Here is a 21,176-nt window from a genome sequence, read left to right as displayed (position 1 = left end):
GGAAAGACATCACATTGCGATGGCAAACTGACGGGTCTGTCCGCCATGATGGGTAACGTGTCTGAGATTGTGCGCCGTCGCTCATCCCGCAACGCCAAGTTAGCCAAGATTCCACTGGGGATCGCGGGCCGCGCCGCTGTCGGGTTCGGTAAGAAGCTGGCAGGTGGCGACAAGTCCGAGATCAACGCCCAGTTGAACCAGAAGGCCGCCGAACAACTGTTCACCGTGCTCGGCGAGCTCAAGGGCGGCGCGATGAAGTTCGGACAGGCGCTGAGTGTGATGGAGGCGGCAGTTCCGGAGGAGTTCGGCGAGCACTATCGCGATGCGCTGACCAAGCTGCAGGCCGCCGCGCCACCGATGCCTGCCGAGACCGTGCATCGGGTGCTCGACCAGCAGCTCGGCACCCAGTGGCGGCAGCGGTTCCAGACTTTCGACGACAGCCCGGCCGCGTCGGCGAGCATCGGTCAGGTGCACAAGGCGGTCTGGTCCGATGGCCGCGTCGTCGCGGTGAAGGTGCAGTATCCCGGTGCCGACGAGGCCCTACGGGCGGATCTCAAGACACTGTCGCGGATGACGGGCCTGTTCGCCTCGGTGATTCCCGGCGCGGATGTGAAACCGCTGCTCGCCGAGATCACCGAGCGGACCGAAGAGGAACTGGACTACCGCAACGAGGCAACCAACCAGCGAGCGTTCGCGAAGGCGTTCGACGGGCATCCGGAGATCGTGGTGCCCAAGGTCGTGGCCAGCGCGCCGAAGGTGATCGTCACCGAATGGCTCGACGGCATCGCGGTGTCGGCGATCATCAAGCAGGGCGCCGAGGATCCCGACGGCACCAGGGCAGTGCGCAATCGCGTCGCGGCCTTGATGGGCAAGTTCCATTTCTCCTCACCCGAAACCGTCGGCCTGCTGCACGCTGACCCGCACCCCGGCAACTTCATGATGCTGCCCGACGGCAAACTGGCCGTCATCGACTTCGGTGCCTGCGCACCCATGCCCAACGGCTTCCCCGAGGTGCTCGGGCGCATGCTGACGCTGGAGGTCGAGGAACGCTACGACGAGCTGACGACGCTGATGTACGACAACGGCTGGGTGATTCCCGGTCGCACCATCACCGATAAGGAGATCGCCGACTATCTGCGGCCGTTCACCGACCCGCTCCAGACGGATTCGTTCCACTTCACCCGCAAGTGGATGCAGCGGGTGGCGGGCAAGGCGTCCGATATCGGCAGTCCGGAGATGAAGACCGCACGTGCACTGCAACTGCCCGCCGAATACCTGATGATCTTTCGCGTGCTCGGCGGCTCGGTCGGTATCCTCGCCCAGCTCGATGCGGAGCTGCCGTTCATGCAGCTGGTGCGGACCTGGATGCCCGGCTTCCGGGAAGAACGCTCGGCAAGCTGACGCTGAAAGATGAATTGACCGTTGAACGCAAAAGAGCCGCCCACCTGATCTCGAGGTGAGCGGCTCTTGTGCTTTCTCGTTCGTGAGCCCGGACCCGATGTAAATCCACCGGGTAGGCGTCAGCGACCGGAGGGAGGGAGGGCGCGAACATCGGCGTCATGCCGAGATCGCGACCTTGCGCGGACGTCCACGCGGGCGCTTGCGGGCGATCACGACCCCCTGGTCGAAGATCTCACCGCCCCAAACACCCCATGGCTCACGCCGATCCACAGCTGCGTCGAGGCAGCCTTTACGGATCGGGCACGACTCGCACAGGGTCTTGGCCTGCTCCAACTGGGCAGGGCTCTCGGCGAACCAGAGATCGGGATCTCCGGCTCGACAAGGCAGGACCTTCGTCACCTCCCGAGTGCGGGTAGGCAGTGCCACGGTTCGGCATGTCACGCCAGCGGTGGCCTGCGGCCAGCTCTCTGCGGTGAACACGTCGTTCTCCTTCAGCTCGTTTGCAGCGGTTCGTTTCGTTTTTCCGCGAAACCGGTGCCGTCCGGCTGAAGGGCCGGGAAAAAAATACTGGCCACGGTTTCGCTTCGGGCGATCCGTGGCCAGGAGGTTGGGGGGTGTCCCTACCTAGGTCGACATCTCTGTCGATTCCTGTTCACGGTCGCTGGGTGTGCATTGCGGAGGCGTGCTGCCTGCAGACCGGACGGTGCATAACCGTCCTCGAATGCGTCGGCGCCGGTGGCTGCTTTCGCGGCTACCGGGTGCCAACCCGCGCTGGGCTTGTCCTGCGTGGGGGTGCAAATCGGGGAATGCATGTGCGCGAATTGCGCACGCTCCTCGAACACGCCGACGCTGGACAGACCGATCCCCTGCAAAGCGAGGATCCCCCGGGAGGCCGACATGACGGGTGCACTCACCGCAACGTCGTTCGCGTTGTAGTTCATGGTTTCGTTCATTTCTGCCTCCCTCCTAACTCGTGTTACTGAACTGTATTTGTCACTGGACTCCGCGCACCGGGATGACCTCCCGGTGCGTGATTCCCACCATATGCAATGTCGGCAGAACCGACAACCTATTTTCTACCTGCGGTTTTGTGGGCTTGACCGCAACCGGGATGCCACTATCGCGAGGACGTCCGCGCCGTACTGATCGAGCTTCTTCGACCCGATGCCGGGGATCGCGGCAAGCGCACTGTCGTCACCGGGCAGTTGCTCGGCGATCGCGGTGAGTGTGGTGTCGGTGAACACCACGAACTCGCGGACCTCCAGTGCCAGCGCTTTCTCCTCGCGCCACGCCTGAAGCGCAGCCAGTAGCTCGGCGTCCAATTCCGATGGGCAGCGCCGACAGCGACCGAGCATGGTGGCGTAGGTGCCGATCAAAGGTTTGGCACAGACCCGGCAAGACGGGCGAATACCGGTCGAGGTGGCGCCGGAGACCGGCGCGGCGATCCGTGAGGCGGGCGAATCGTCGGGGACAAGGCCATTGAGGAACCTGGAGCGGCGGCGCGTTCGCCTGCTGCCCTCGCCGCGCGAGAGCGCCCAGGACAGTTGCAGGTATTCGCGGGCCCTCGTCACACCGACGTAGAGCAGGCGGCGTTCCTCTTCCAGCGCCGCCTCATCGGAGACCGAGCCGTTGTCGCCGAGCGCGTGCGCGATCGGCAACGTGCCATCGGCGAGGCCGACGAGGAAAACCGCATCCCATTCGAGGCCCTTCGCGGCATGCAACGACGCCAGCGTCACGCCTTGCACGGTCGGTGGGTGCCTGGCCTCCGCACGGGCGCGCAGTTCCTGTAGCAGACCTGGCAGGTCGAGCTCCTCGGCGTGACCGACGAGTTCCTCAGTCAGGCGCATCAGCGCGACCAGCGACGACCAGCGTTCCCGTGCCTGCGCGCCCGCCGGTTCGGTGGCGGTGAGGCCGAGCGGGCCGAGCACCGCCTTGACCAGGGTGACCAGTGCGGGTCCGCTGCGGGCCTGCTCGGGTAGGTCGTCGCGGGCCGAAGCCGTGCGCAGCGCCTGCACGGCCTGCCTGACCTCGGCGCGGGCGAAGAAACCCTCGCCACCGCGCAGCTGATAGGGGATGCCGAGTTCGGTCAGCGCCTGTTCATAGGCTTCGGACTGCGCGTTGATCCGATAGAGCACCGCGATCTCCGAGGCGGGCATACCTGCTTCGATCCGCCGTTTGATGAACCGCGCCACCGCTGTGGCCTCGGCAGGGGCATCGTCGTACTCGGCGAACACCGGTTCGGGTCCGTCGGGCCGCTGACCGATCAGCTGCAGCCTGGTACCCGCGATACGGCCGCGCGCCGCGCCGATCACCCGGTTGGCCAGCGACACCACCTGCGGGGTCGACCGATAGTCGCGCTCCAGCCTGATCACCGTCGCCTCCGGGAAGCGACGGGAAAAGTCGAGCAGATAGCCGGGAGTGGCCCCGGTGAAGGAGTAGATCGTCTGGTTCGCGTCGCCGACCACGGTCAGATCGTCGCGATCGCCGAGCCAGGCGTCGAGCACCCGCTGTTGCAGCGGGGTGACGTCCTGGTATTCGTCGACGACGAAACTCCGGTAGCGACTACGGAATTCGTCGGCCACCGACGGATAGCCCTCCAGCGCGGCGGCGGTGTGCAGCAGCAGATCGTCGAAGTCGAGCAGCAGCCCGTCCGCCGAGGTCTTGAGCGACTCGTAGGCGAGGTAGACCTCCGCCACCCGCGCCGGGTCGTACGGCGGCTCACGCCGATGTTTGGCCACGGCCGCCGGATAGTCCTCGGGAGCGATCAGCGAGGCCTTCGACCATTCGATCTCGCTGAGCAAGTCGCGGACGCTTTCGGTGGCCGAGGAAAGCCCCGCCTTGGTCGCGGCCTGCGCCACGATCGGGAACTTGCGGTCGATCAGCTGCCACGGCACCTCCCCCACGACCTGTGGCCAGAAGTACTTCAGCTGGCGCAGCGCGGCGGCATGGAAAGTTCGCGCTTGCACCTGATTCGCCTCGCCGCCGAGCCCGAGTTCACGCAGTCGGCCGCGCATCTCCCCCGCCGCGCGGGCGGTGAACGTCACCGCGAGCACCTGGTCGGCCTTCACATGCCCCGCCGAGACCAGGTGCGCGATCCGGTGGGTGATGGTCCTTGTCTTGCCGGTGCCCGCGCCCGCGAGCACGCACACGGGCCCTCTCGGCGCGCGCACGGCGGCGGCCTGCTCCTGGTCGAGGGCGGCGAGGTCGAGTGCTGGCACGGGCTCCATCATGACAGCGCCGACCGACAAGACCACGCCTGCCGACGGCGAGGCGAGTGCGACAAGCCGCAGGAAGGCCGCCCGGCCTGCGACGTCGACAGGCAGGACAGCCATCGGATCGTCGTCGTGGCGCGCGCGTCCGCGGTGCCGCGCTGCGTGATCTCGGTGCCGTGGTGAACGAGACGCAGTCGAGCGGTCCTCGGCCGGAGGTCGCCGCGTCCTGAGCTCAGCGTGTACGGCGATCGCGCAATTGCCCGAGCGCGTCGGCGAACGCGCGCGCGTCGGCGAGTGGTGCGAAGAATTCGCTGTCGCAGTCCTCGACCGCGACGATGGCCCGATTGGCAAGGGCCGCACCGGCCGCCGTCGGCACCAGTGCCTTGGCTCGCCGATCGTGCGGATGGTCGCGACGTTCGATGAGATCCTTCAGTTCCAGGGTGCGCAGTACCTGGGAGGTCATCATCGGGTCGGTCGCGGCGTGGTCGGCGAGGTCACGCTGCATGACCGGTTCGTCGCGGGCGGCAAGATAGGTCAGTGCGGCGAGCAGGACGAACTGGACATGGGTGAGGTCGAACGGTGCCAATGCCGCCCGCTGGGCCGCCTGCCAGCGGTTGGTCACCTGCCACAGCAATAGGCCCGGACTTTCGTCGGCCTCGGTGAATCTACTTCGCAGGCCGTCATCGGATCGGTCCGCACTCATTTGCCTGCCTCATCGAGCATGGCGTGTGCGATCAACGCGTAATCGTGCGCACTGAGTTCTATCAACCCACGACGAAGCACCATTCCCCAGTTCGGTGCGCTGGTGAGGTCGAGCCGGTCACGCAAACTCTCGATCGGGACTTCCCTCGCCTCGGCCCGGTAGCTCACCGACCTGCGCCACGGCTGGAAACAACCGCCGCCGGGAAACTCCTGTGGTTCGGCCTGCCATGCCGACCGATCATCGATGGTGCCGATGGCGGTGAACGAACGGATCGGCGCACCTGCCCGCATCCCTTCGCGCGGCGAGTAGTAGACGAATCCGTCACCGGGACCCAACCGCTCGACCGCGGACCGCTTGCCATGGTTGGCCTGCGCGATGCCGAGTTCGACACCACGAAGAACATGCTCTCTGGATACGACGCCGAGCCAGTATCTGGTCGCTGTGGCTCGGGAGGTTTCGCTGCTCGTCATGGATTTAGTATGCGCGCATACTATATGCGGTGCAACCTCCGGCCCGGTGATATGGAACAGGAACGGGCCACAAGACGTTGAACGGACCGTGACTGATGCGACGCCCGACCTCACGATGTACTCGACCACCTGGTGCGGCTATTGCCGCAGGCTGAAGACCCAGCTGGACGAAGCCGGTATCACCTATGTCGAGATCGACATCGAGCAAGATCCGGCATCGGCCGAGTTCGTCGGCAGTGTCAACAACGGTAACCACGTGGTGCCGACGGTGAAGTTCGCCGACGGTTCCACCGCGACCAACCCGTCGCTCGTCGCGGTCAAGACGGCACTGGCCGCAATCGTCTAACTACCGGTAGTTCCGAACAGCACATCCGCGCGGACCGAATGCGGCCCGCGCGGAGTCGCGTGCTCAGTCCGACTCGGCCCAGGATTCGACGATCGTGCGGGCGATGGAGATCGAGCCGGGCAGCAGCAGTCGGGTGTCCTCGGTCTTGGCCGACCAGTCCCCGGCGGCCAGTGCCTCGCGCACTTCGGCACGGGTGAACCAATGCGCCTCGGCGATCTCACCGTCGGAAAAGACCAGCGGCTGTTCAGGATCCGCGACCGCGGAGAAACCGAGCATCAGCGAGCGCGGGAACGGCCACGGCTGGCTGCCGAGATAGTGGATGTCGCGGACATCGAGCCCGACCTCCTCGAGCATCTCGCGCTCGACGCATCGTTCCAGCGACTCGCCTGCCTCGACGAAGCCGGCGAGCAGCGAGAACAACGACTGCGGCCAGCTGTGCTGACGGGCAAGCAGCACTCGGTCGCAACCATCGTGAATCAGGCAGATAACGGCGGGATCAATCCGCGGGAATTCCTCGTACCCGGACTCGGTGACCCGTGACCAGCCACCCTTGGACGAGACGGTGAGGGAGCCGTCGGCCCCGTTGAAACTCGCCTTGTCGTGCCAATTCAACAAGGCGGCGGCGCAGGAGAGCAGGCCCGCGGTGAAATCGTCGACCCCGCTGGCCATGGCGCGCAAATCGGTCAGCGAGCCGGTCAGCTCGGGATCACGCACCGCCCACAGGTGGATGCCCTCCTCGACACCGAGGAATACCGCTGCCGGGCTCGGCTCCTGTGCCAGTTCGATCGCCGCGTCGAGCACAAGCGCGCCGTCCTCGAACCTGACCTGACCACGCCGGTTCACCCGTAGCAGCTTGGCCGCGGCCCAGCCTTCCTTCAGCGCCTGCGCATCGGCCCTGATCTCTTCGGCGCGATCGACGACGGAACGGGACAGCAACGGAACACGATTGAGCTGAAATGCCACGCCTCGAGCGTAACCGTGAGCCCGAGCGAGTCCGACGACAGCCCTGCTCGCGACAGCGGTCCTACTTGGCAGCGCGACGAATGAAGAGCAGCTTGTCGCCTGCCTCGATGGCGTCGACCTCGGGCTCACCGACCCGGATCAGCTGACCGCCGCGCACAACGCCGAGCACGATGTCGCTGAGATGCCGTGGCGAGCCACCGATCTCCGACGCCTCGACCTCACGTTCGGCGACCGCGAACCCCTGCTCGGGCGTCAGCAGGTCCTCCATCATTTCGACAACGGTCGGCGTCGTGGTCGAGATGCCGAGCAGCCTGCCCGCGGTCTCCGAGGACACCACCACCGAATCCGCGCCGGACTGGCGCAGCAGATGGGTGTTTTCGGCTTCACGGATAGCCACCGCGATCTTGGCCGCCTTATTGAGCTCGCGGGCGGTGAGCGTCACCAGAACCGCGGTGTCGTCCCTGTTGGTGGCGACCACTACCGCCGCCGCATTCTGCGCGCCTGCCAGCCGGAGCACATCGGACTGGGTGGCCGAGCCGTGCACCGTCACAAGACCGGCATTGGCTGCGGCCTCCAGCGCGATGACGTCGGTGTCGACCACGACGATGTCGGCGGGTTGGACGCCGTCGCCGATCATGGCATCGATCGCGGTGCGACCCTTTGTGCCGTATCCGACGACCACAGTGTGATTACGCACGCTACGCCTCCAACGCTGGATCTTGAATGCCTGCCGGGAACGCTCGGTCAGCACTCCGAGGGTGGTTCCGACGAGCACGATGAGGAAGAGAACTCGCAGCGGGGTGATGATGACGATGTTGGCAAGCCGCGCGTGGGCCGTCACCGGGGCGATATCGCCGTATCCGGTGGTGGACAGCGACACCGTCGCGTAATAGAACGCGTCGAGGAACGACAGCTCGTCACCGGAGTTGTCGTGGTATCCGTCGCGGCCGAAATACACCACCAGCGCGGCACTGAAGAGCAACCCGATCGCGAAGGCCACCCGGCGCGACAGCGAAATCCATGGGCTGGTCTGGATTTCCGGAATGCGCAGCAGGCCGACCAGCGCGAAATCCGGTCGATCGGATACACCGAGACTTCGTCGATCACCGAGCACCGGACGCACCAACCCTATTGTTCGCCGAGTTCGCTGCCCCCGGCACGGCTTGTCCCTCCGGCACAGCACGGGAGCCTACCCGGTTGCCGCGACACCGCCCGGCCTCGACGCGACCCTGCGCGGATGCAAGGCTGAGGCATGGCAGAAAACGCGCTCGTACCCCATGACTCCGGCCGACGCCCCGCTCTGATGCTCGCGACGCTGCTGTTCGGCTCCGGCGTACTGCACTTCGTATGGCCGAAGCCGTTCGATTCGATCGTGCCGCGTGCGTTGCCCGGCCGGGCCCGCGACTACACCTATGTCTCCGGAGTCGCCGAGCTCACCATCGCCACCGCGCTGGCCGTGCCTCGCACCCGCAGCTTCGGCGGCCGGCTCGCCGCGCTGCTGTTCATCATCGTGTTCCCCGCGAATGTGCAGATGGCCGCCGACGTGCTCGGCAACCCGAAGACACCGCAGGCGCTCAAGATCGGCTCGGTGCTGCGGCTTCCTTTGCAGCTGCCGCTGATCACTCAGTCGCTGAAGGTGAGCCGACGGGCGCGGCGCTCCTGATCAGCTCGGCCAGTTCGTCAGGGCCGGGCAGCGCGGCGGGCGCGATAGTGCGCCCGGAACGTACGTAATGGAAAGCGGCACCGATGCGTTCGAGCATCTCCTGCTCGGTGCCGCCCTCGCGGGCCGCCATCAGCCTGGCCCATGCCAGCCGGTACACGGCCAACTGCACGGCGACAGCGGGTTCCTCCGCGGCACTCGGTTCGGCGCCGGTCTTCCAATCCACTACGGTCCAACCGCCGCCCTGCTCGGCGAAGACGGCGTCCATCCTGCCGCGGATCACGGTGCCCGCGATCGAGGTTTCGAACGGGATCTCCACCTCGAGCGGGCTGCGGTGCGCCCACGGCGAGTTGAGGAACGCGTCCTGCATCCTGGTCAGTTCCGCGTCGACGCCTGCGTCCGCGGCGCCGTTATCGTCGGCGCCGGGCAATTCGTCGAGGCCGAGTAGGCGGTCCGCGCCGAACCACCGTTGCACCCAGGCGTGGAACGCGGTACCCCGGCGCGCCAAGGGGTTCGGCGGAAACGGGAGCGGACGGCGCAGGCGGGCGGCGAGTTTCGAGGGGTCGGCACGCATCTCGACAAGCGCGGTCGCCGCGATCTGACCGGGCAGCTCCACGATCTGCGCGATCGCCTGGGCGGCTTCGCGTTCGGCGAGCAGAGCATCGACGTCGGCGGCCCAGCCATCGGGGTCGTCGTCCGCTTCGGGTGGGTTCGGGTCGTCGGCGTCGGGCGGAGCCGGTGTGTCGGTGGGTACGCCTACTATCGCTGTTATGTCGTCCCCAGCGTTGTCGGTCACCGCGATCGGGGGGTGCTGCGTGGAATCGACTGTGGTTGCGTTGGAGGCCGAATTGGGTTGTGCGAGTAGCTCTTCCAGAGCGGTGCGGACCAGTGCCGCGCCCCGCTCGATGTGGTCGCGGCGGTTGCCGAGTGGGTCGCGGGGCCACTCGGCGGTTGCCGGGTTGTCGGTGAAGGGGTTGACGGCGTCGACGGCGGGTGGGTCGTCCCAGCGGTCGATGTCGAGGACGCCGTTGGCCGGGCTGTCCGGGGACTCGCTGGCGTGTTTGAGTTCGAGCAGAAAATCCGAGGGGCCTTTGGGGGTGGTGCCGGTTTCGGCCCAGTGGTGCGCCGAAACGAGAAGCACGCGTTCGGTTCTGGTGAGCGCAACGTAGAAAAGACGGCGGTCTTCGTCGAGGCGACGCCGGTCGAGTGCTTCCTTATGCGCCTTGATCGCGCGGTCCAGATCGGCGCGGTCATAGAGGTCGGACAGGTCCAGGACGGGGACGCCTTCGCCCGCGTCGTCCTGCTGGCGATCGCCACGCAGGGTGGTCGGCAGCTCGGCGAGTGCGCCGAGCCAGCTGCCCGAGGCCGCTCCGGACGGGAAGACGCCGCGCGCTATATGCGGAACCGCGACGATCTCCCATTCCAGCCCCTTCGCGGCGTGCACGGTCAACACCTGCACACGATCGCGCGCCACCTCGATCTCCCCCGGCTCCAAACCGTTCTCCACCGATTCGGCCGCGGCGAGGAAGGCGAGCAATCCGCTCAGCGCCACTCCCGAATCACTGGAGTACCCGGCGACCACCTCGGCGAACGCGTCGAGATGCTCACGCCCGGCCCCCGCGCCCGCCATCGCCCGCCGCGCCTGGGTCTCCACACCGACACCGATGGTGCGCTCGACGTCGGCGACCAGTTCCGCGAGCGGCTGCCCGCTGCGTTCCCGCAGTGCCGCGAGTTCCCGCCCGAGCGCGACGATCCGGGTGAACCCCGACTCCGAATACTGTTCCCGCGGGCCGGGATCGGCGATCGCGTCGGCCAAGCCCGCCTGCTCGGACGGTTCCGGCGCCACCTCGCGCAGCGCGGCGGCGAGGGTGGTCGTATCGGTGATTTCGTTCGCATCGCCCGCGGTGAAACGACTGATCGACAGGTCACGGGCCCGCCGCGCGAGCGCCGCGATATCCGCGACCCCGATCCGCCAGCGCGCACCGGTGAGCACCCGCATCGCCGCGCTCCCCGCACCCGGCTCGGCGATCAGCCGCAACGTGGCGACGATATCGGCGACCTCCGGCGTCGCGAGCAATCCACCGAGACCGACGATCTCCACCGGCAGTCCCTGCTCGCGCAGAGCTTCCGCGAGCGGGGCGGCATCGGCGTTGCGGCGCACAAGCACCGCAGACGTGGGCGGCGGTTCATCGGCGGCACGCCGCAACGCCCACTCCGCGGCAATCCGAATCGCCACCCATTCCCGTTCGTCGGCAACAGTGTCGGCCAATGCCAATGCCACAACACCCGACGCCGCATCGGGTTTCGCGCGCAACGCATCGACAGTCACCCCACCGGCATCAATCGCGCTACGCCGCAACGGTTCTGCCACCAAATTGGCCAAAGCGAGCGCCTCCGGCGGATTCCGCCAGCTCGTCAGCAACGGCAGTGTCGGCGCGGGAACACCATGGGCCACAGGAAAGTCGGTCGCGAACCGGGGCAGATTCGCCGCAGAAGCCCCCCGCCAGCCATAGATCGACTGCATCGGATCCCCCACCGCCGTAACCGCCAACCGCTGCCCGACCGGGCCGACCTCGCCCACGGAATACGATGCCCGGTCCGCATTCTCGGATGTGCCGGGCGGCGGCAGGTGAGCAGCGCCCGAGTCCGATCCCGGACCTCGGCTCGACCGGGTACCCGTGTCCGAGTGCCCGCCCGAGTCCGACTCTCCTCGCGAGTTCGAGCGGACTCCCGAGTCGGACCGCGCGGCCCGGCCCGGCCGAGAGCGCGAGTCTGCATCTGAGCCCTGCGGGTGGCTCGGGTGCTGCGACAAGTCGAAATCCGGTTGCGGATCGAAACCTGATGGCGGCTCGAAGTCTGGTGGCGGCTCGAAGTCCGGTGGAGGTTCAAAGTCCGGTGGAGGTTCAAAGTCCGGTGGCGACTCGAAAGCCGGTGGCGGCTCGAAGTCGGAGGATTGGGCGCGGTGTGGTGGGTCGGTGGGGGTAGGGCGCTCGGCTGTGGTCGAGGTTCGGGCCGGGTGGTGCCGGCTGGTGGGGGGCGTGCCGCCGAACAGGGCGGACAGTAGGACTCGTTGGGCGTGGCCGGTGTCCTGGTACTCGTCGAGCAGGACCAGGCGGAAACGGGCTCGTTCGGCGGTTGCGACCTCGGGGTGTTCGGCGGCGAGGCGGGCGGCCAGTGACATTTGGGCGCCGAAGTCGAGGGCGCCTCGGCGGCGCAACGCCTCGGCCAGTTGCTGGACGAGCGGCAGGAGTGCGACGCGTTCGCGTTGCACCTGAACGATATTCAGCAGCGTTTGGCTCGGCCCGCCGCGCTGGCGTTGGCCTGCGGGCAGCGTGAACACGAGCTTTTCCAGTTCGGTGTGCGCCTCGGCGAGCTGCTCGGGTTCCACCAGGTGTTCCGCGAGTTGTCCGGACAGCGCGAGCACCGCCTCGGTCACCGAAACCGGGGTTCGCTCGGTGTCCAGGTCGCCGTCCCAATTGCGCACCACCTGGTGCGCGAGCTGCCACAACTGGGTCTGGGTGAGCAGCGTCGCCGAGGGTTCCACCGGAAGCAATAGACCGTGTTCGGTGAGCAGCCTGCCCGCGTACGAGTGATAGGTGCTGATCTCCGGCTCCGCGCCCGCCAATTGCGCACGCAACTCACCGCCCACATCGAGCTCCCGCAACAGCGGCGAACCCGCGAGCCGCGCCAACCGGGTGCGAATGCGAGAGGTCAACTGCTGAGCGGCTTTTCGAGTAAAGGTCAGCCCGAGCACCTCATCGGGCAGCACCAGCCGATTGGCCACCATCCACACCACCCGAGCAGCCATCGTCTCGGTCTTACCCGCCCCGGCCCCAGCGACCACCAGCGTCGGCCCCGGCGCGGCCGCGATAACAGCAGCCTGCTCATCGGTAGGCGGCGGCAGCCCCAACGCTTCGGCCAGCCGATACGGCGTAACCCGACTCACCACAGCGCCTCGGCCGACACTCGTCGTCGCGACACCGGCAGGCCCCTTCGACCAAGGCTCGCTCGATGCTCTCTCACTCGTCGGTCACCTGCCTCCCGGTGTCCTGGACCGGGCAGCTGCCCGCGACCGAGCAGTGCCGACAACCATCGTTGCGCATCGCGAGATAGCTCGGCCCCTGGGTCGCGGCCGCGGCGTCGTGAATCGTGCCACGCCACTTATCGAGTGCCTCGGCGTCCAGCGGCAATTGCATTCGCTGGGTCGCGCCCTCTTTGCTGCTCGGTTTGGCGACATACACCAGTCGAGCCCCGCCCGGCTCCCCCATCGGCCCGCTTGCTCCGGCGACTGCCGAGGCGGGGTCGGCTGCCGCGCCGCCGGATTCGTCCGTGTCGACGCCGAGTTCGGGATCGTCGGGCAAGTCCCAGGATTCGGTGGTCGTACGCCTGGATTCGAGGGTGGAACGGCTGGATTCTCTTGCGGTCCACCTGGATTCGGCCTCGTCGTGCTCCGGCTCGGTTGTGCCGCTTTCCGATATGCCCATCGTCGCATCGAGCGCGCCCATCGCCGCAGCGACCTGATAGGTCGCGAGTTGGGCGTGGTCGGCGGCGGCTTGTTTGGTGACGGGGGACTTGCCGGTTTTTACGTCCACGATCACGAAGCGGCCGAGGGCGTCGCGTTCCAGGCGGTCGACTCGGCCTCGAATTCTTACGGGGCGTTCATCTTCCGCGCGTGCGGGCAGTACGCAGTCGACGGGGACCTCGACGCCGGCTTGGGTGAGTTCGCCTCGGGTGTTGCGGACCCAGGCCATGAATGTTTCCAGCATTGCCTCGGTGCGGCGCAACTCCTGGCGGGAATGCCAGCCGGTGCCGGGATCGATGGCCTGCCATGCCTTGTCGAGGGCCGCGCGTACCTGCGCCTCCGGTACCTGTCCCGCGAGCGCTTGGACCAGTGTGTGCACCAGGTTGCCTTTGACCGCGTGCGGGTTGTCGCCGTCGGTGCCGCCGTGGCGTTCCAATGCCCAGCGCAGCGGGCAGGTGCTCAGTAGTTCCACCGTGGACGGTGACAGCGCGACGGCGGCGTCTTCCTCATCCCACAGTGACCGCGATGAGCTGAGATCGGCTGTGCCATACCAGTCTTCGGGGTGGGTACCGCGAATACCCGCACTCGCGAGCCTGGCCAGCTGGTGGGCGGCGCGGTGCCTGCGTTCGGGGTCGGCCTCGGCATCGCAGACAACGCTACGCATTTCGGCGACCAGGGAATGCATCACAAGGGCGCGGCCGGGGTCGGCGACCGGTAGTGCGCCCGGTTCACCGTCATCGTCGTGTCCGAGCAGTTCGGCGAGGAATCGGGACGGTACCAGATCACGGTCTCCCGACACCGATTCCACCGCGGTGACCAGCAGCGATTGCCGAGCCCTGCTGCATGCCACCAAAAGTAGCCTGCGTTCCTCGGCCAGGATCGGCGCCGCGCGGCTCACGCGTTCCCCGGCGTCGACGATGCCGGCGGTGAGGTCGACGAGGTCCTCGTTGCCGAGCAGGGTGCCGCGCGGGCGCGGATTGGGCCAGATGCCTTCCTGCACAGCGGCAACCGCGACCACATCCCATTCCCGGCCCGCCGCCGCGTGCGCACTGACAAGGGCGACCGCCTCTCCCGGCGCGGTCAGCGCGGTCGTATCGTGCGGAATTTCCTGCTGGAGAAGGTATTCGACGAATCCCTCGACACTGGCACGCGGCAACCTGTCGACGTACGCTGCGGCAGCGTCGAAGAGCCCGACAACGGCGTCGAGATCCCGATCGGCCTGCATCCCCACCGCGCCACCGCGTTCGGACTGCGCAACCCAGCGCCGCTCCAATCGCGACCCGGTCCACAGCGCCCACATCACATCCTCGAGCCCCGCGCCTTTACGCCGGGCGGTGCGCGCCCGGTCCAACGCGTCGAGCACTCGCCGCAGCGGCGCCGCCTCCACGTCGGTCAGCCGCGCCATGGTGTCGCGGTCGGCGATACCGGTCAGCAGGTCGCACAACACCTCCGCCGAGGACCGATCGATCAGGCTGTCGGCATCGTCGGCCGCCCTTTCGGGATCACCCGGAACGGACTTCGGACCGTTGCGTTGGGACTCCAGCACGCTGCGTCGAATACCGCGCCGCAGCCTGCGCAGACTGATCTGGTCGGCCCCGCCGAGCGGCCCACCGACCAGATCGAGCGCGTCCTCGTCGGAGAACATCGGCTCGGTCGTAGGCGGCACGTCTCGTCGGGTCCGCTCACTCGCCAGTACCGCGCGCAACGCGAGCAGCATCCAGGCCGCGCCACGCCGCCTGGCCAACGGTGCGGCCTGCGCGGGCTGCTGCACCGGAACCCCGGCCGCGAGCAGCGCGCGGCGCAACGGCGCCAGCGACAGCGGCACCGAACGCACGATCACCGCCATGCGCGACCACGGTACTCCCGCGGTGAGATGAGCGCGGCGCAAATAGTCGGCGATCAGCGCGGCTTCCTTGGCCGGGGTGGCGAGCACCCGCACGCGCAACTCGCTACCGTCGTGCTCCGGTGCTACCGCGCGCTTGGGCAGCGAAAAGCGTTGCGGCGCACTGCCTGGCAACTTGGCCGCGACCCTGGCGACCGCCAGCTCGACCTGACGGCCCGATCGGTGGTTGTCCCGCAGGATGATTCGCTGCCCGTCCGCTGCGTCGAGATCGGCGACGAATCGGGTATCGGCGCCACGGAAGGTGAAGATGCCCTGGTCCGGGTCGCCCGCGACCACCGCGGTCTGCGCGGCGTTGCCGATCACCCGAATCAGCAACGCGGCCTGCGGATCCAAGTGCTGGGCATCGTCGACCAGCAGGTATCGGATCCGGGATCGTTCCGCGGCAAGCAGATTCGGGTCACCGGCCAAGGCGTCGAGTGCGGCACCGACGAGTTCGGCGGCATCCAGTGCGGGCGCGGTCGCCTCGGGCGCCTCCACTCCCACCGACCAGCGCAGCAGCATCGCCTGTTCGTAGCGCACCGCGAACTTGCCCGCGGCCACCCACTCCGGGCGGTCCTGTTCGCGGCCGATGCGGACCAGATCCTCCGGCCCGAGCCCGCGCTCGGTGGCCCGCAACATCAGATCACGCAACTGCTCGGCGAACCCGCCGAGGCTCAGCGCCGGTTGCAGCCGTTCGGGCCACAATCCGCGCGCGCCCTCCGCGATATCGATCAGGTCGCCCCGCAACATCTCGCGCAGCACGGCATCCTGCTCGGCACCGGTCAGCAAACGCGGTGGCGGGTTGCCGTGCGCGGTGGCGTGTCTGCGCAACACCGAGAAGGCATAGGAGTGCAGCGTGCGCACCAGCGGCTCGCGCGTCGCGCCGGGCACGCCGGGTTCGGCCTCAGGTTGCTGCCCGGTCATCCTGGCGGTGATGGCATCGCGCAGCACGCTCGCCGCCTGCTTCGAATGGGTCAGCACCAGCACCGATTCCGGATCGACTCCCGAGGAGATCCGCTCGGCGGCCAGATCGATGAGCAGGGTCGTCTTGCCCGTGCCCGGCCCGCCGAGCACCTGCCATGGCCGCCAGCCAGGGCGAATCGGACCGATCGCGGCTTGGGCGTCGAACAGCGCGCGGACATCGGCACCCCAGACCCGAGGCCGGGGTGCCGCCACGTTTCGGCGAACAAGTCGCACCGCGCTATCCGATCGCACCACGCGGGCTATTGCAACAGACGCGTCCGACACGCCTCGCGCCACTCCGGGTCGACTCGCGCTGCGACGGGTTTCGGCACAGTCCAAAATGGACCACGTGTCCCCTCTTCATGTGTACCGATTCGGACCGGCGAACGGGCCGGTCGTGCTGGCCCTGCACGGCGTCACCGGCCACGGCAAACGCTGGGAGCCGCTGGCGGAAGACCACCTGCCCGATGTCCGAATGATCGCTCCCGACCTGCGCGGACACGGCCGCTCGACCGCGCTGCCGCCGTGGACGTTCGAGACCATCGTCGAGGATCTTGTCGAGGTGCTCGCCGCGGAAACCGACGAACCCGTTGTAGTAGTCGCGCACTCGTTCGGCGGTGCGTGTGCGCTGCATCTCATCGAGCGACATCCGCACCTGGTGCGGAAATTGGTGTTGCTCGACTCGGCCATCGCGCTGGAACCGGAACTCCTCCTCGATGTCGCGCTGTCCAGCCTGGCCTCGCCCGACTACGACGATGTCGAGCAGGCGCGCCAGGACAAGGTGGCCACCGGCTGGGGTGAGGTGGATCCGCGCGTGCTCGAGGCGGAACTCGCCGAGCACCTGGTGCCGACCACCGACGGCCGCGTCGGCTGGCGGATCAGCCAGCCCGCGATCAACTCGTACTGGGGTCAGCTCGCCCGCGACTGGGTGCTGCCGCCGAGTGACCTGCCGACCGTGCTGGTGCAGGCCACGAAGGTCGTGCCGTCGTTCGTGACACCAGAGTTCCGTACCGCCCTGATCGAGCGCCTCGGTGCCAATCTGACACTGCTCGAGTGGCACTGTGATCACATGGTCGCCCAGATCCGTCCCGCCGAGACCGCGGCGCTGATCCGATCGGTGTTGTGACCGCGATGGCCACCTCGGATGCTCAGGTCGAGCAAGTCCGCGCACTGGTCGCGACGATCCCGGTCGGCCGGGTGGCCACCTACGGTGATATCGCCGAGGCGGCCGGTCTTTCCACGCCGCGCACGGTCGGCTGGATCATGCGCACCGACTCCGCCGATCTGCCGTGGCATAGGGTGATCGGAGCGGGCGGCAGGCCCGCGGCGCACATGGCCGACCGGCAGCTGCGGCTGCTCGCGGCGGAGGGCGTTGCCATCCGTGACGGGCGAGTCGATATGCGCGGCGCGCGTTTTCCCTTCCCCGACACTCCGAACGGGTAGTGCCGCGCAATCCCCTCACACCACCCACGTTCGACGGTTACCGTTGAAGTCATGTCCACCCGCTTGGCGTGTGTCGTGTTCGATGCCGACCGCCCGCGGTTCGTCGCGGACTTTTGGGCCGAGTTACTCGGCTGGGGGGTGACCGTCGACCGCGCGGACGAAGTCGACGTGGCGGCACCCGACCCCGATGGCCTCGAATTGGCCCTGACGTTCCTGACTGCGGCGCGCGCGAAGAACGGGAAGAACCGTATCCACCTCGACCTCGCCAGTCGCTCCATCGACCACCAGCGAGTGCAGGTCGATCGGGCGCTCGCGCTCGGTGCGCGGCGCATCGACATCGGCCAGGGGGCAGTGCCGTGGACGGTGCTCGCCGATCCCGAGGGCAACGAGTTCTGTGTGCTGGAGCCGAGGGAGGAGTACGTGGACACCGGCTCGGTCGCGGCCATCGTCATCGACACGCACGACCCGCTGCGGCTTGCCGAGTTCTGGTCCGTCGCGTCCGGCTGGCCGGTCGAGCACGTCGGCGCGCAGGTCGCGGGCCTACGGTCGGCGACGGGCCTTGGCTCCTGGCTCGAGTTCGTGCGCACCCCCGATGTGAAGTACGGGCGCAACCGACTACACCTGGATCTGGCCTCCTTCCCCACCGACGACCAGGCCGGCGAGGTGGCGCGCCTGCGTGCCGCGGGCGCGACCCAGGTGAGGTCCAGCAGCGTCGGAGGCGCGCCGGGGCAGGTGCTCGCCGATCCGGAGACCAACGAGTTCTGCCTGCTCCGACCGGCCTCGTACTACTCGACCGTCTGATCGACCGCGCCCGCTTGAGCGGATGTGCGCCACCGACGAATTAGCATGTCGGCCATGTTGTTCCTCGCTCCAGGTACCGGCTTGTGACGGCCGCCGACGCGATCATCCTCGCGGGCGGACGCGCCAGCCGTATGGGCGGCGTCGACAAACCCGCCATCGTCATCGGCGGACGATCCATGCTCGAATCGGCACTGGCCGCTGTCGCGGGTTGTGTACGCACTGTCGTCGTCGGGCCGCATCGACCGGAGTTGGATTCGGAGATCCGGCAGGTTCGGGAAGTCCCGCCGGGGTCGGGTCCGGTGGCGGCGGTCGATGCGGGCCTGTGCGCGCTGGGTGCCGCCGTGTCGCCACTCGTGGTCGTACTCGCCGCGGATATGCCGTTCCTGACCGACGCGGTGATAGTCGAATTGATCAGGCATGCGACCGAATCCGGTGCCGACGCGGTATTCGCCGCCGATGAGTCGGGGCGGCCACAGTATCTGACCGGGGTGTGGCGGCGGTCCGCGTTGGCCGCGGCACTGAAGAAGTTGGATTCGCCGGTCAATCAACCGATGAAGGCGCTGGTTCCGACCGACACGGTGACCGTCACGATGCCGGGGATTGCCGATTGCGACACCGACGAGCAGGTGCGGCGCGCACGCGCGGCGGCGCGGACCGTGGACGATGGCGCGGTGTCAGAGGTTGGGCAACAGCCGAACTCGCCCTCGGGGTCCGCGGGGTCTTCGACATCGGGCGGATCGGCATCAGGCGGATCTGCGTCGGTCCCACCGGCGTCCGTCCCACCCGCGTCCGTCCCACCGGCGTCGGCCCCACCGGCGTCCGTCCCACCCGCGTCCGTCCCACCGGCCTCGGCCCCATCGGCGTCAGCCACATCAGCATCGGGTGAACCAGCATCGGGTGGACCAGCGTCAGCCACATCAGCATCGGCCCCATCAGCGGCATCGGCGACCGAGTTGCCGCTGGGCACAGGGCAACCCGCCCCCGAGTCGGCCCGCTATCGCTCTCCGGCAACCCTCGACGAAGCGCGAAACATGCTGCGCACCCGCATCTCTCGACTGACCGCATACCGGGCCGACCTACATTCGGTACGCGGAGCCGCGCTCGCCGCGCCGCTATCGGCCATCGGGCCACTGCCACGCTTCGATGTGTCGGCGATGGACGGATACGCGGTCGCCGGTGAAGGCCCATGGCGCTTACGGCGCGATATCGGCTTCGCGGGAGGGCAACGCCCGGTCGGGCTACTGACCGGCGAGGCCGTGCGTATCGCCACCGGCGCGCACGTGCCCGACGGCACCACCCACGTGGTGCGCGACGAGTTCGCCAGGGTCGAAGCGGACAAAACCCTGCACCGACTTCCCGGCACCCCACTGCGCGACGACATCCGCCGCAGCGGCGAGGACCGCAAGCGCGGCGACCTGGTGGCACCCGAAGGCACCCGCGTCGGCCTGACACTGATCTCCGCCGCCGCCAGTGTGGAAGCGACCGAGGCGCTGGTCCGCGGCCCGGTTCGCGCGCGCATCATCATGACCGGCGACGAAATCCGAAGCAGGGGCCCCTTGCACGCCGGTCAGACCCGCGACTCCATCGGCCCGGTGCTGCCGGACATGCTGTCCTGGTACGGAATACACACCATCGCCCGCGTCCATCTGCGCGACACTCCCAACGGTTTCGATGAAGTCCTCACCGCCGCGACCGATTGCGACCTCCTTGTCATCGTCGGCGCCACCGGTGGCGGTGCGGCCGACCAACTGCGCAGCGCGTTGACCCGCGCGGACGCGAGGATCCTCGTGCACCGGCTACGCCTGCGCCCCGGCGGGTCCACTGTCGTCGCGGAACTCCCGAACGGCACCGCTGTCCTCGGCCTGCCCGGCAACCCCTTCGCCGCGGTCGCCACCCTCATGTCGCTGGCCCCCGCCCTCGTCGACGGCCGCACCGGCGCCATGCCGCAGCGCGCACTGACCGGGCCTCTGCACAATGCCTCCGAGATCGCGGGCCCGGTTCCCCGTGTGGTACCCGCCCGCAGCGCCGACAACGGCGGCTGGCTCGGCGACGCCGATATCCGTACCGCCCATCTCGGCGGGCTCATCGACCGTGACGGCTTGGTCATCGTCCCCGCCGAAGCCATGGACGGCGACCGAGTCGAATTCCTGCCCTTACGGGCCTGAACCCGGCCGCGTTTCCGCCCATTTGCTGGAAAATTGCCAATCCTCTTCCGTAAATGACGCATGCTCGCTAATGTGTGCTTGTTAGGCGAACATCAATCCCCCGGAAAGGACCGAGTGGAGATGGCTGAAAAGTCCAAGAAGACGCCTAAGAAAATGCCCAAGCAGATGCCCCGGCAGCAGCAACAGCAGCGCCAGGAGCAGGGCAATCAGCGAGCAGGCGGCAACCGAGAGGGCCAGAATATGACCCCCGAACAGCAGCAACGCCAGGGCGAACGACACGGCGAGCGACGCCCCGGACAAAGCTGATCCTAGCTCTTTGATACAGATCGCCGGTTCCTGTGCACAGGAACCGGCGATCTGTTTCTTTCTTTCTGGATGAATTCAGACTGCCGCTGAACGCGGATCAGTTCGGGAGGTCTTTGACCGATGCTGACTCGTTGCGGGAGAGCGTGATTCCGAGGTTGACGGCAGTGCGATCGAGTTCATCGTCGCCGTCGCGCAATTCGATGGCGGAACCCGCGGAGAGCACCTCGACGTTGAGGCACAGTGACTGGAGTTCCTTGAGGAGCACCTTGAACGACTCCGGGATGCCCGGCTCCGGAATGTTCTCGCCCTTGACGATCGCCTCGTAGACCTTCACGCGGC

Annotated in this window: 18 protein-coding genes; 7 read left to right on the top strand and 11 right to left on the bottom strand. The window is 67.7% G+C overall.

Features of this window, described 5'->3' with window-relative positions:
• The first annotated feature begins 48 nt into the window (after positions 1–48).
• Positions 49–1,401 carry an ABC1 kinase family protein gene (locus ACLMAJ_RS23525; protein ID WP_412015978.1) on the top strand — a complete coding sequence of 451 codons (1,353 nt, stop codon included), beginning with the start codon at positions 49–51 and terminating at the stop codon, positions 1,399–1,401.
• 156 nt (positions 1,402–1,557) lie between these two features.
• Here ACLMAJ_RS23525 and ACLMAJ_RS23520 read toward each other — a convergent pair whose 3' ends face one another.
• The 5 genes from ACLMAJ_RS23520 to ACLMAJ_RS23500 all read right to left on the bottom strand — a co-directional run bounded on the left by ACLMAJ_RS23520 (position 1,558) and on the right by ACLMAJ_RS23500 (position 5,786).
• Positions 1,558–1,881, bottom strand: coding sequence for a WhiB family transcriptional regulator (locus ACLMAJ_RS23520; protein ID WP_412015977.1), 324 nt, complete (start codon positions 1,879–1,881; stop codon positions 1,558–1,560).
• Between the two features lie 140 nt (positions 1,882–2,021).
• The gene (locus tag ACLMAJ_RS23515) at positions 2,022–2,354 is read right to left on the bottom strand and encodes a hypothetical protein (RefSeq protein ID WP_412015976.1); all 333 of its coding nucleotides are present in this window, start codon (positions 2,352–2,354) and stop codon (positions 2,022–2,024) included.
• Between the two features lie 123 nt (positions 2,355–2,477).
• On the bottom strand, positions 2,478–4,631 hold the full coding sequence (locus ACLMAJ_RS23510; protein ID WP_412016193.1) for an ATP-dependent DNA helicase UvrD2: 2,154 nt from the start codon (positions 4,629–4,631) through the stop codon (positions 2,478–2,480).
• Positions 4,632–4,845: 214 nt separating this feature from the next.
• On the bottom strand, positions 4,846–5,316 hold the full coding sequence (locus tag ACLMAJ_RS23505; protein ID WP_412015975.1) for a MarR family winged helix-turn-helix transcriptional regulator: 471 nt from the start codon (positions 5,314–5,316) through the stop codon (positions 4,846–4,848).
• Positions 5,313–5,786, bottom strand: coding sequence for an EVE domain-containing protein (locus ACLMAJ_RS23500; protein ID WP_412015974.1), 474 nt, complete (start codon positions 5,784–5,786; stop codon positions 5,313–5,315). The genes ACLMAJ_RS23505 and ACLMAJ_RS23500 overlap by 4 nt, the downstream gene beginning before the upstream one ends.
• Positions 5,787–5,901: 115 nt before the next feature.
• Between ACLMAJ_RS23500 and ACLMAJ_RS23495 the strand changes: the two genes are divergently transcribed.
• Positions 5,902–6,132, top strand: coding sequence for a mycoredoxin (locus ACLMAJ_RS23495; protein WP_412016192.1), 231 nt, complete (start codon positions 5,902–5,904; stop codon positions 6,130–6,132).
• 63 nt (positions 6,133–6,195) lie between these two features.
• On the opposite strand, the gene nudC is transcribed toward ACLMAJ_RS23495, so the two are convergent.
• Positions 6,196–7,095, bottom strand: coding sequence for an NAD(+) diphosphatase (gene nudC, locus ACLMAJ_RS23490; protein WP_412015973.1), 900 nt, complete (start codon positions 7,093–7,095; stop codon positions 6,196–6,198).
• Between the two features lie 61 nt (positions 7,096–7,156).
• On the bottom strand, positions 7,157–8,209 hold the full coding sequence (locus ACLMAJ_RS23485; protein ID WP_412016191.1) for a potassium channel family protein: 1,053 nt from the start codon (positions 8,207–8,209) through the stop codon (positions 7,157–7,159).
• 138 nt (positions 8,210–8,347) lie between these two features.
• Between ACLMAJ_RS23485 and ACLMAJ_RS23480 the strand changes: the two genes are divergently transcribed.
• The gene (locus ACLMAJ_RS23480; protein ID WP_412015972.1) at positions 8,348–8,758 is read left to right on the top strand and encodes a DoxX family protein; all 411 of its coding nucleotides are present in this window, start codon (positions 8,348–8,350) and stop codon (positions 8,756–8,758) included.
• Here the strand turns inward: ACLMAJ_RS23480 and ACLMAJ_RS23475 are convergent.
• Together ACLMAJ_RS23475 and ACLMAJ_RS23470 are read right to left on the bottom strand one after the other, a co-directional pair.
• A complete protein-coding gene (locus ACLMAJ_RS23475; protein WP_412015971.1) occupies positions 8,715–12,704 on the bottom strand; it encodes an ATP-dependent helicase in 3,990 nt (1,329 codons plus the stop codon). The genes ACLMAJ_RS23480 and ACLMAJ_RS23475 overlap by 44 nt on opposite strands.
• Before the next feature lie 70 nt (positions 12,705–12,774).
• Entirely contained in the window at positions 12,775–16,377 is a 3,603-nt protein-coding gene (locus ACLMAJ_RS23470) for an ATP-dependent helicase (RefSeq protein WP_412015970.1), read from the bottom strand.
• A gap of 85 nt (positions 16,378–16,462) precedes the next feature.
• Between ACLMAJ_RS23470 and ACLMAJ_RS23465 the strand changes: the two genes are divergently transcribed.
• The 4 genes from ACLMAJ_RS23465 to ACLMAJ_RS23450 all read left to right on the top strand — a co-directional run bounded on the left by ACLMAJ_RS23465 (position 16,463) and on the right by ACLMAJ_RS23450 (position 20,531).
• Positions 16,463–17,248: an alpha/beta hydrolase gene (locus tag ACLMAJ_RS23465; protein ID WP_412015969.1), complete on the top strand. Its 786-nt coding sequence runs from the start codon at positions 16,463–16,465 to the stop codon at positions 17,246–17,248.
• Positions 17,249–17,253: 5 nt separating this feature from the next.
• On the top strand, positions 17,254–17,565 hold the full coding sequence (locus ACLMAJ_RS23460; RefSeq protein WP_412016190.1) for an MGMT family protein: 312 nt from the start codon (positions 17,254–17,256) through the stop codon (positions 17,563–17,565).
• A 51-nt stretch (positions 17,566–17,616) separates the two neighbouring features.
• Entirely contained in the window at positions 17,617–18,366 is a 750-nt protein-coding gene (locus ACLMAJ_RS23455) for a VOC family protein (protein WP_412015968.1), read from the top strand.
• 83 nt (positions 18,367–18,449) lie between these two features.
• Positions 18,450–20,531 carry an NTP transferase domain-containing protein gene (locus ACLMAJ_RS23450; RefSeq protein ID WP_412015967.1) on the top strand — a complete coding sequence of 694 codons (2,082 nt, stop codon included), beginning with the start codon at positions 18,450–18,452 and terminating at the stop codon, positions 20,529–20,531.
• An 81-nt stretch (positions 20,532–20,612) separates the two neighbouring features.
• Here ACLMAJ_RS23450 and ACLMAJ_RS23445 read toward each other — a convergent pair whose 3' ends face one another.
• Together ACLMAJ_RS23445 and ACLMAJ_RS23440 are read right to left on the bottom strand one after the other, a co-directional pair.
• Positions 20,613–20,831 carry a hypothetical protein gene (locus tag ACLMAJ_RS23445; RefSeq protein WP_412015966.1) on the bottom strand — a complete coding sequence of 73 codons (219 nt, stop codon included), beginning with the start codon at positions 20,829–20,831 and terminating at the stop codon, positions 20,613–20,615.
• 103 nt (positions 20,832–20,934) lie between these two features.
• On the bottom strand, positions 20,935–21,176 hold a 242-nt coding region (locus tag ACLMAJ_RS23440), incomplete at its 5' end, for a hypothetical protein (protein ID WP_412015965.1).

Source organism: Nocardia arseniciresistens (assembly GCF_046764875.1).
Lineage (GTDB): Bacteria > Actinomycetota > Actinomycetes > Mycobacteriales > Mycobacteriaceae > Nocardia > Nocardia arseniciresistens.
Note: the sequence above shows the minus strand (reverse complement) of the source record. Positions and strands in the feature narration are given on the sequence as shown.

Coding starts and splice junctions, on each gene's coding strand:
- ACLMAJ_RS23525 (WP_412015978.1), top strand. CDS start 49: ATGGGTAACGTGTCTGAGATTGTGCGCCGTCGCTCATCCCGCAACGCC.
- ACLMAJ_RS23515 (WP_412015976.1), bottom strand. CDS start 2,354: ATGAACGAAACCATGAACTACAACGCGAACGACGTTGCGGTGAGTGCA.
- ACLMAJ_RS23510 (WP_412016193.1), bottom strand. CDS start 4,631: ATGATGGAGCCCGTGCCAGCACTCGACCTCGCCGCCCTCGACCAGGAG.
- ACLMAJ_RS23505 (WP_412015975.1), bottom strand. CDS start 5,316: ATGAGTGCGGACCGATCCGATGACGGCCTGCGAAGTAGATTCACCGAG.
- ACLMAJ_RS23500 (WP_412015974.1), bottom strand. CDS start 5,786: ATGACGAGCAGCGAAACCTCCCGAGCCACAGCGACCAGATACTGGCTC.
- ACLMAJ_RS23495 (WP_412016192.1), top strand. CDS start 5,902: ATGTACTCGACCACCTGGTGCGGCTATTGCCGCAGGCTGAAGACCCAG.
- ACLMAJ_RS23480 (WP_412015972.1), top strand. CDS start 8,348: ATGGCAGAAAACGCGCTCGTACCCCATGACTCCGGCCGACGCCCCGCT.
- ACLMAJ_RS23465 (WP_412015969.1), top strand. CDS start 16,463: ATGGACCACGTGTCCCCTCTTCATGTGTACCGATTCGGACCGGCGAAC.
- ACLMAJ_RS23460 (WP_412016190.1), top strand. CDS start 17,254: ATGGCCACCTCGGATGCTCAGGTCGAGCAAGTCCGCGCACTGGTCGCG.
- ACLMAJ_RS23455 (WP_412015968.1), top strand. CDS start 17,617: ATGTCCACCCGCTTGGCGTGTGTCGTGTTCGATGCCGACCGCCCGCGG.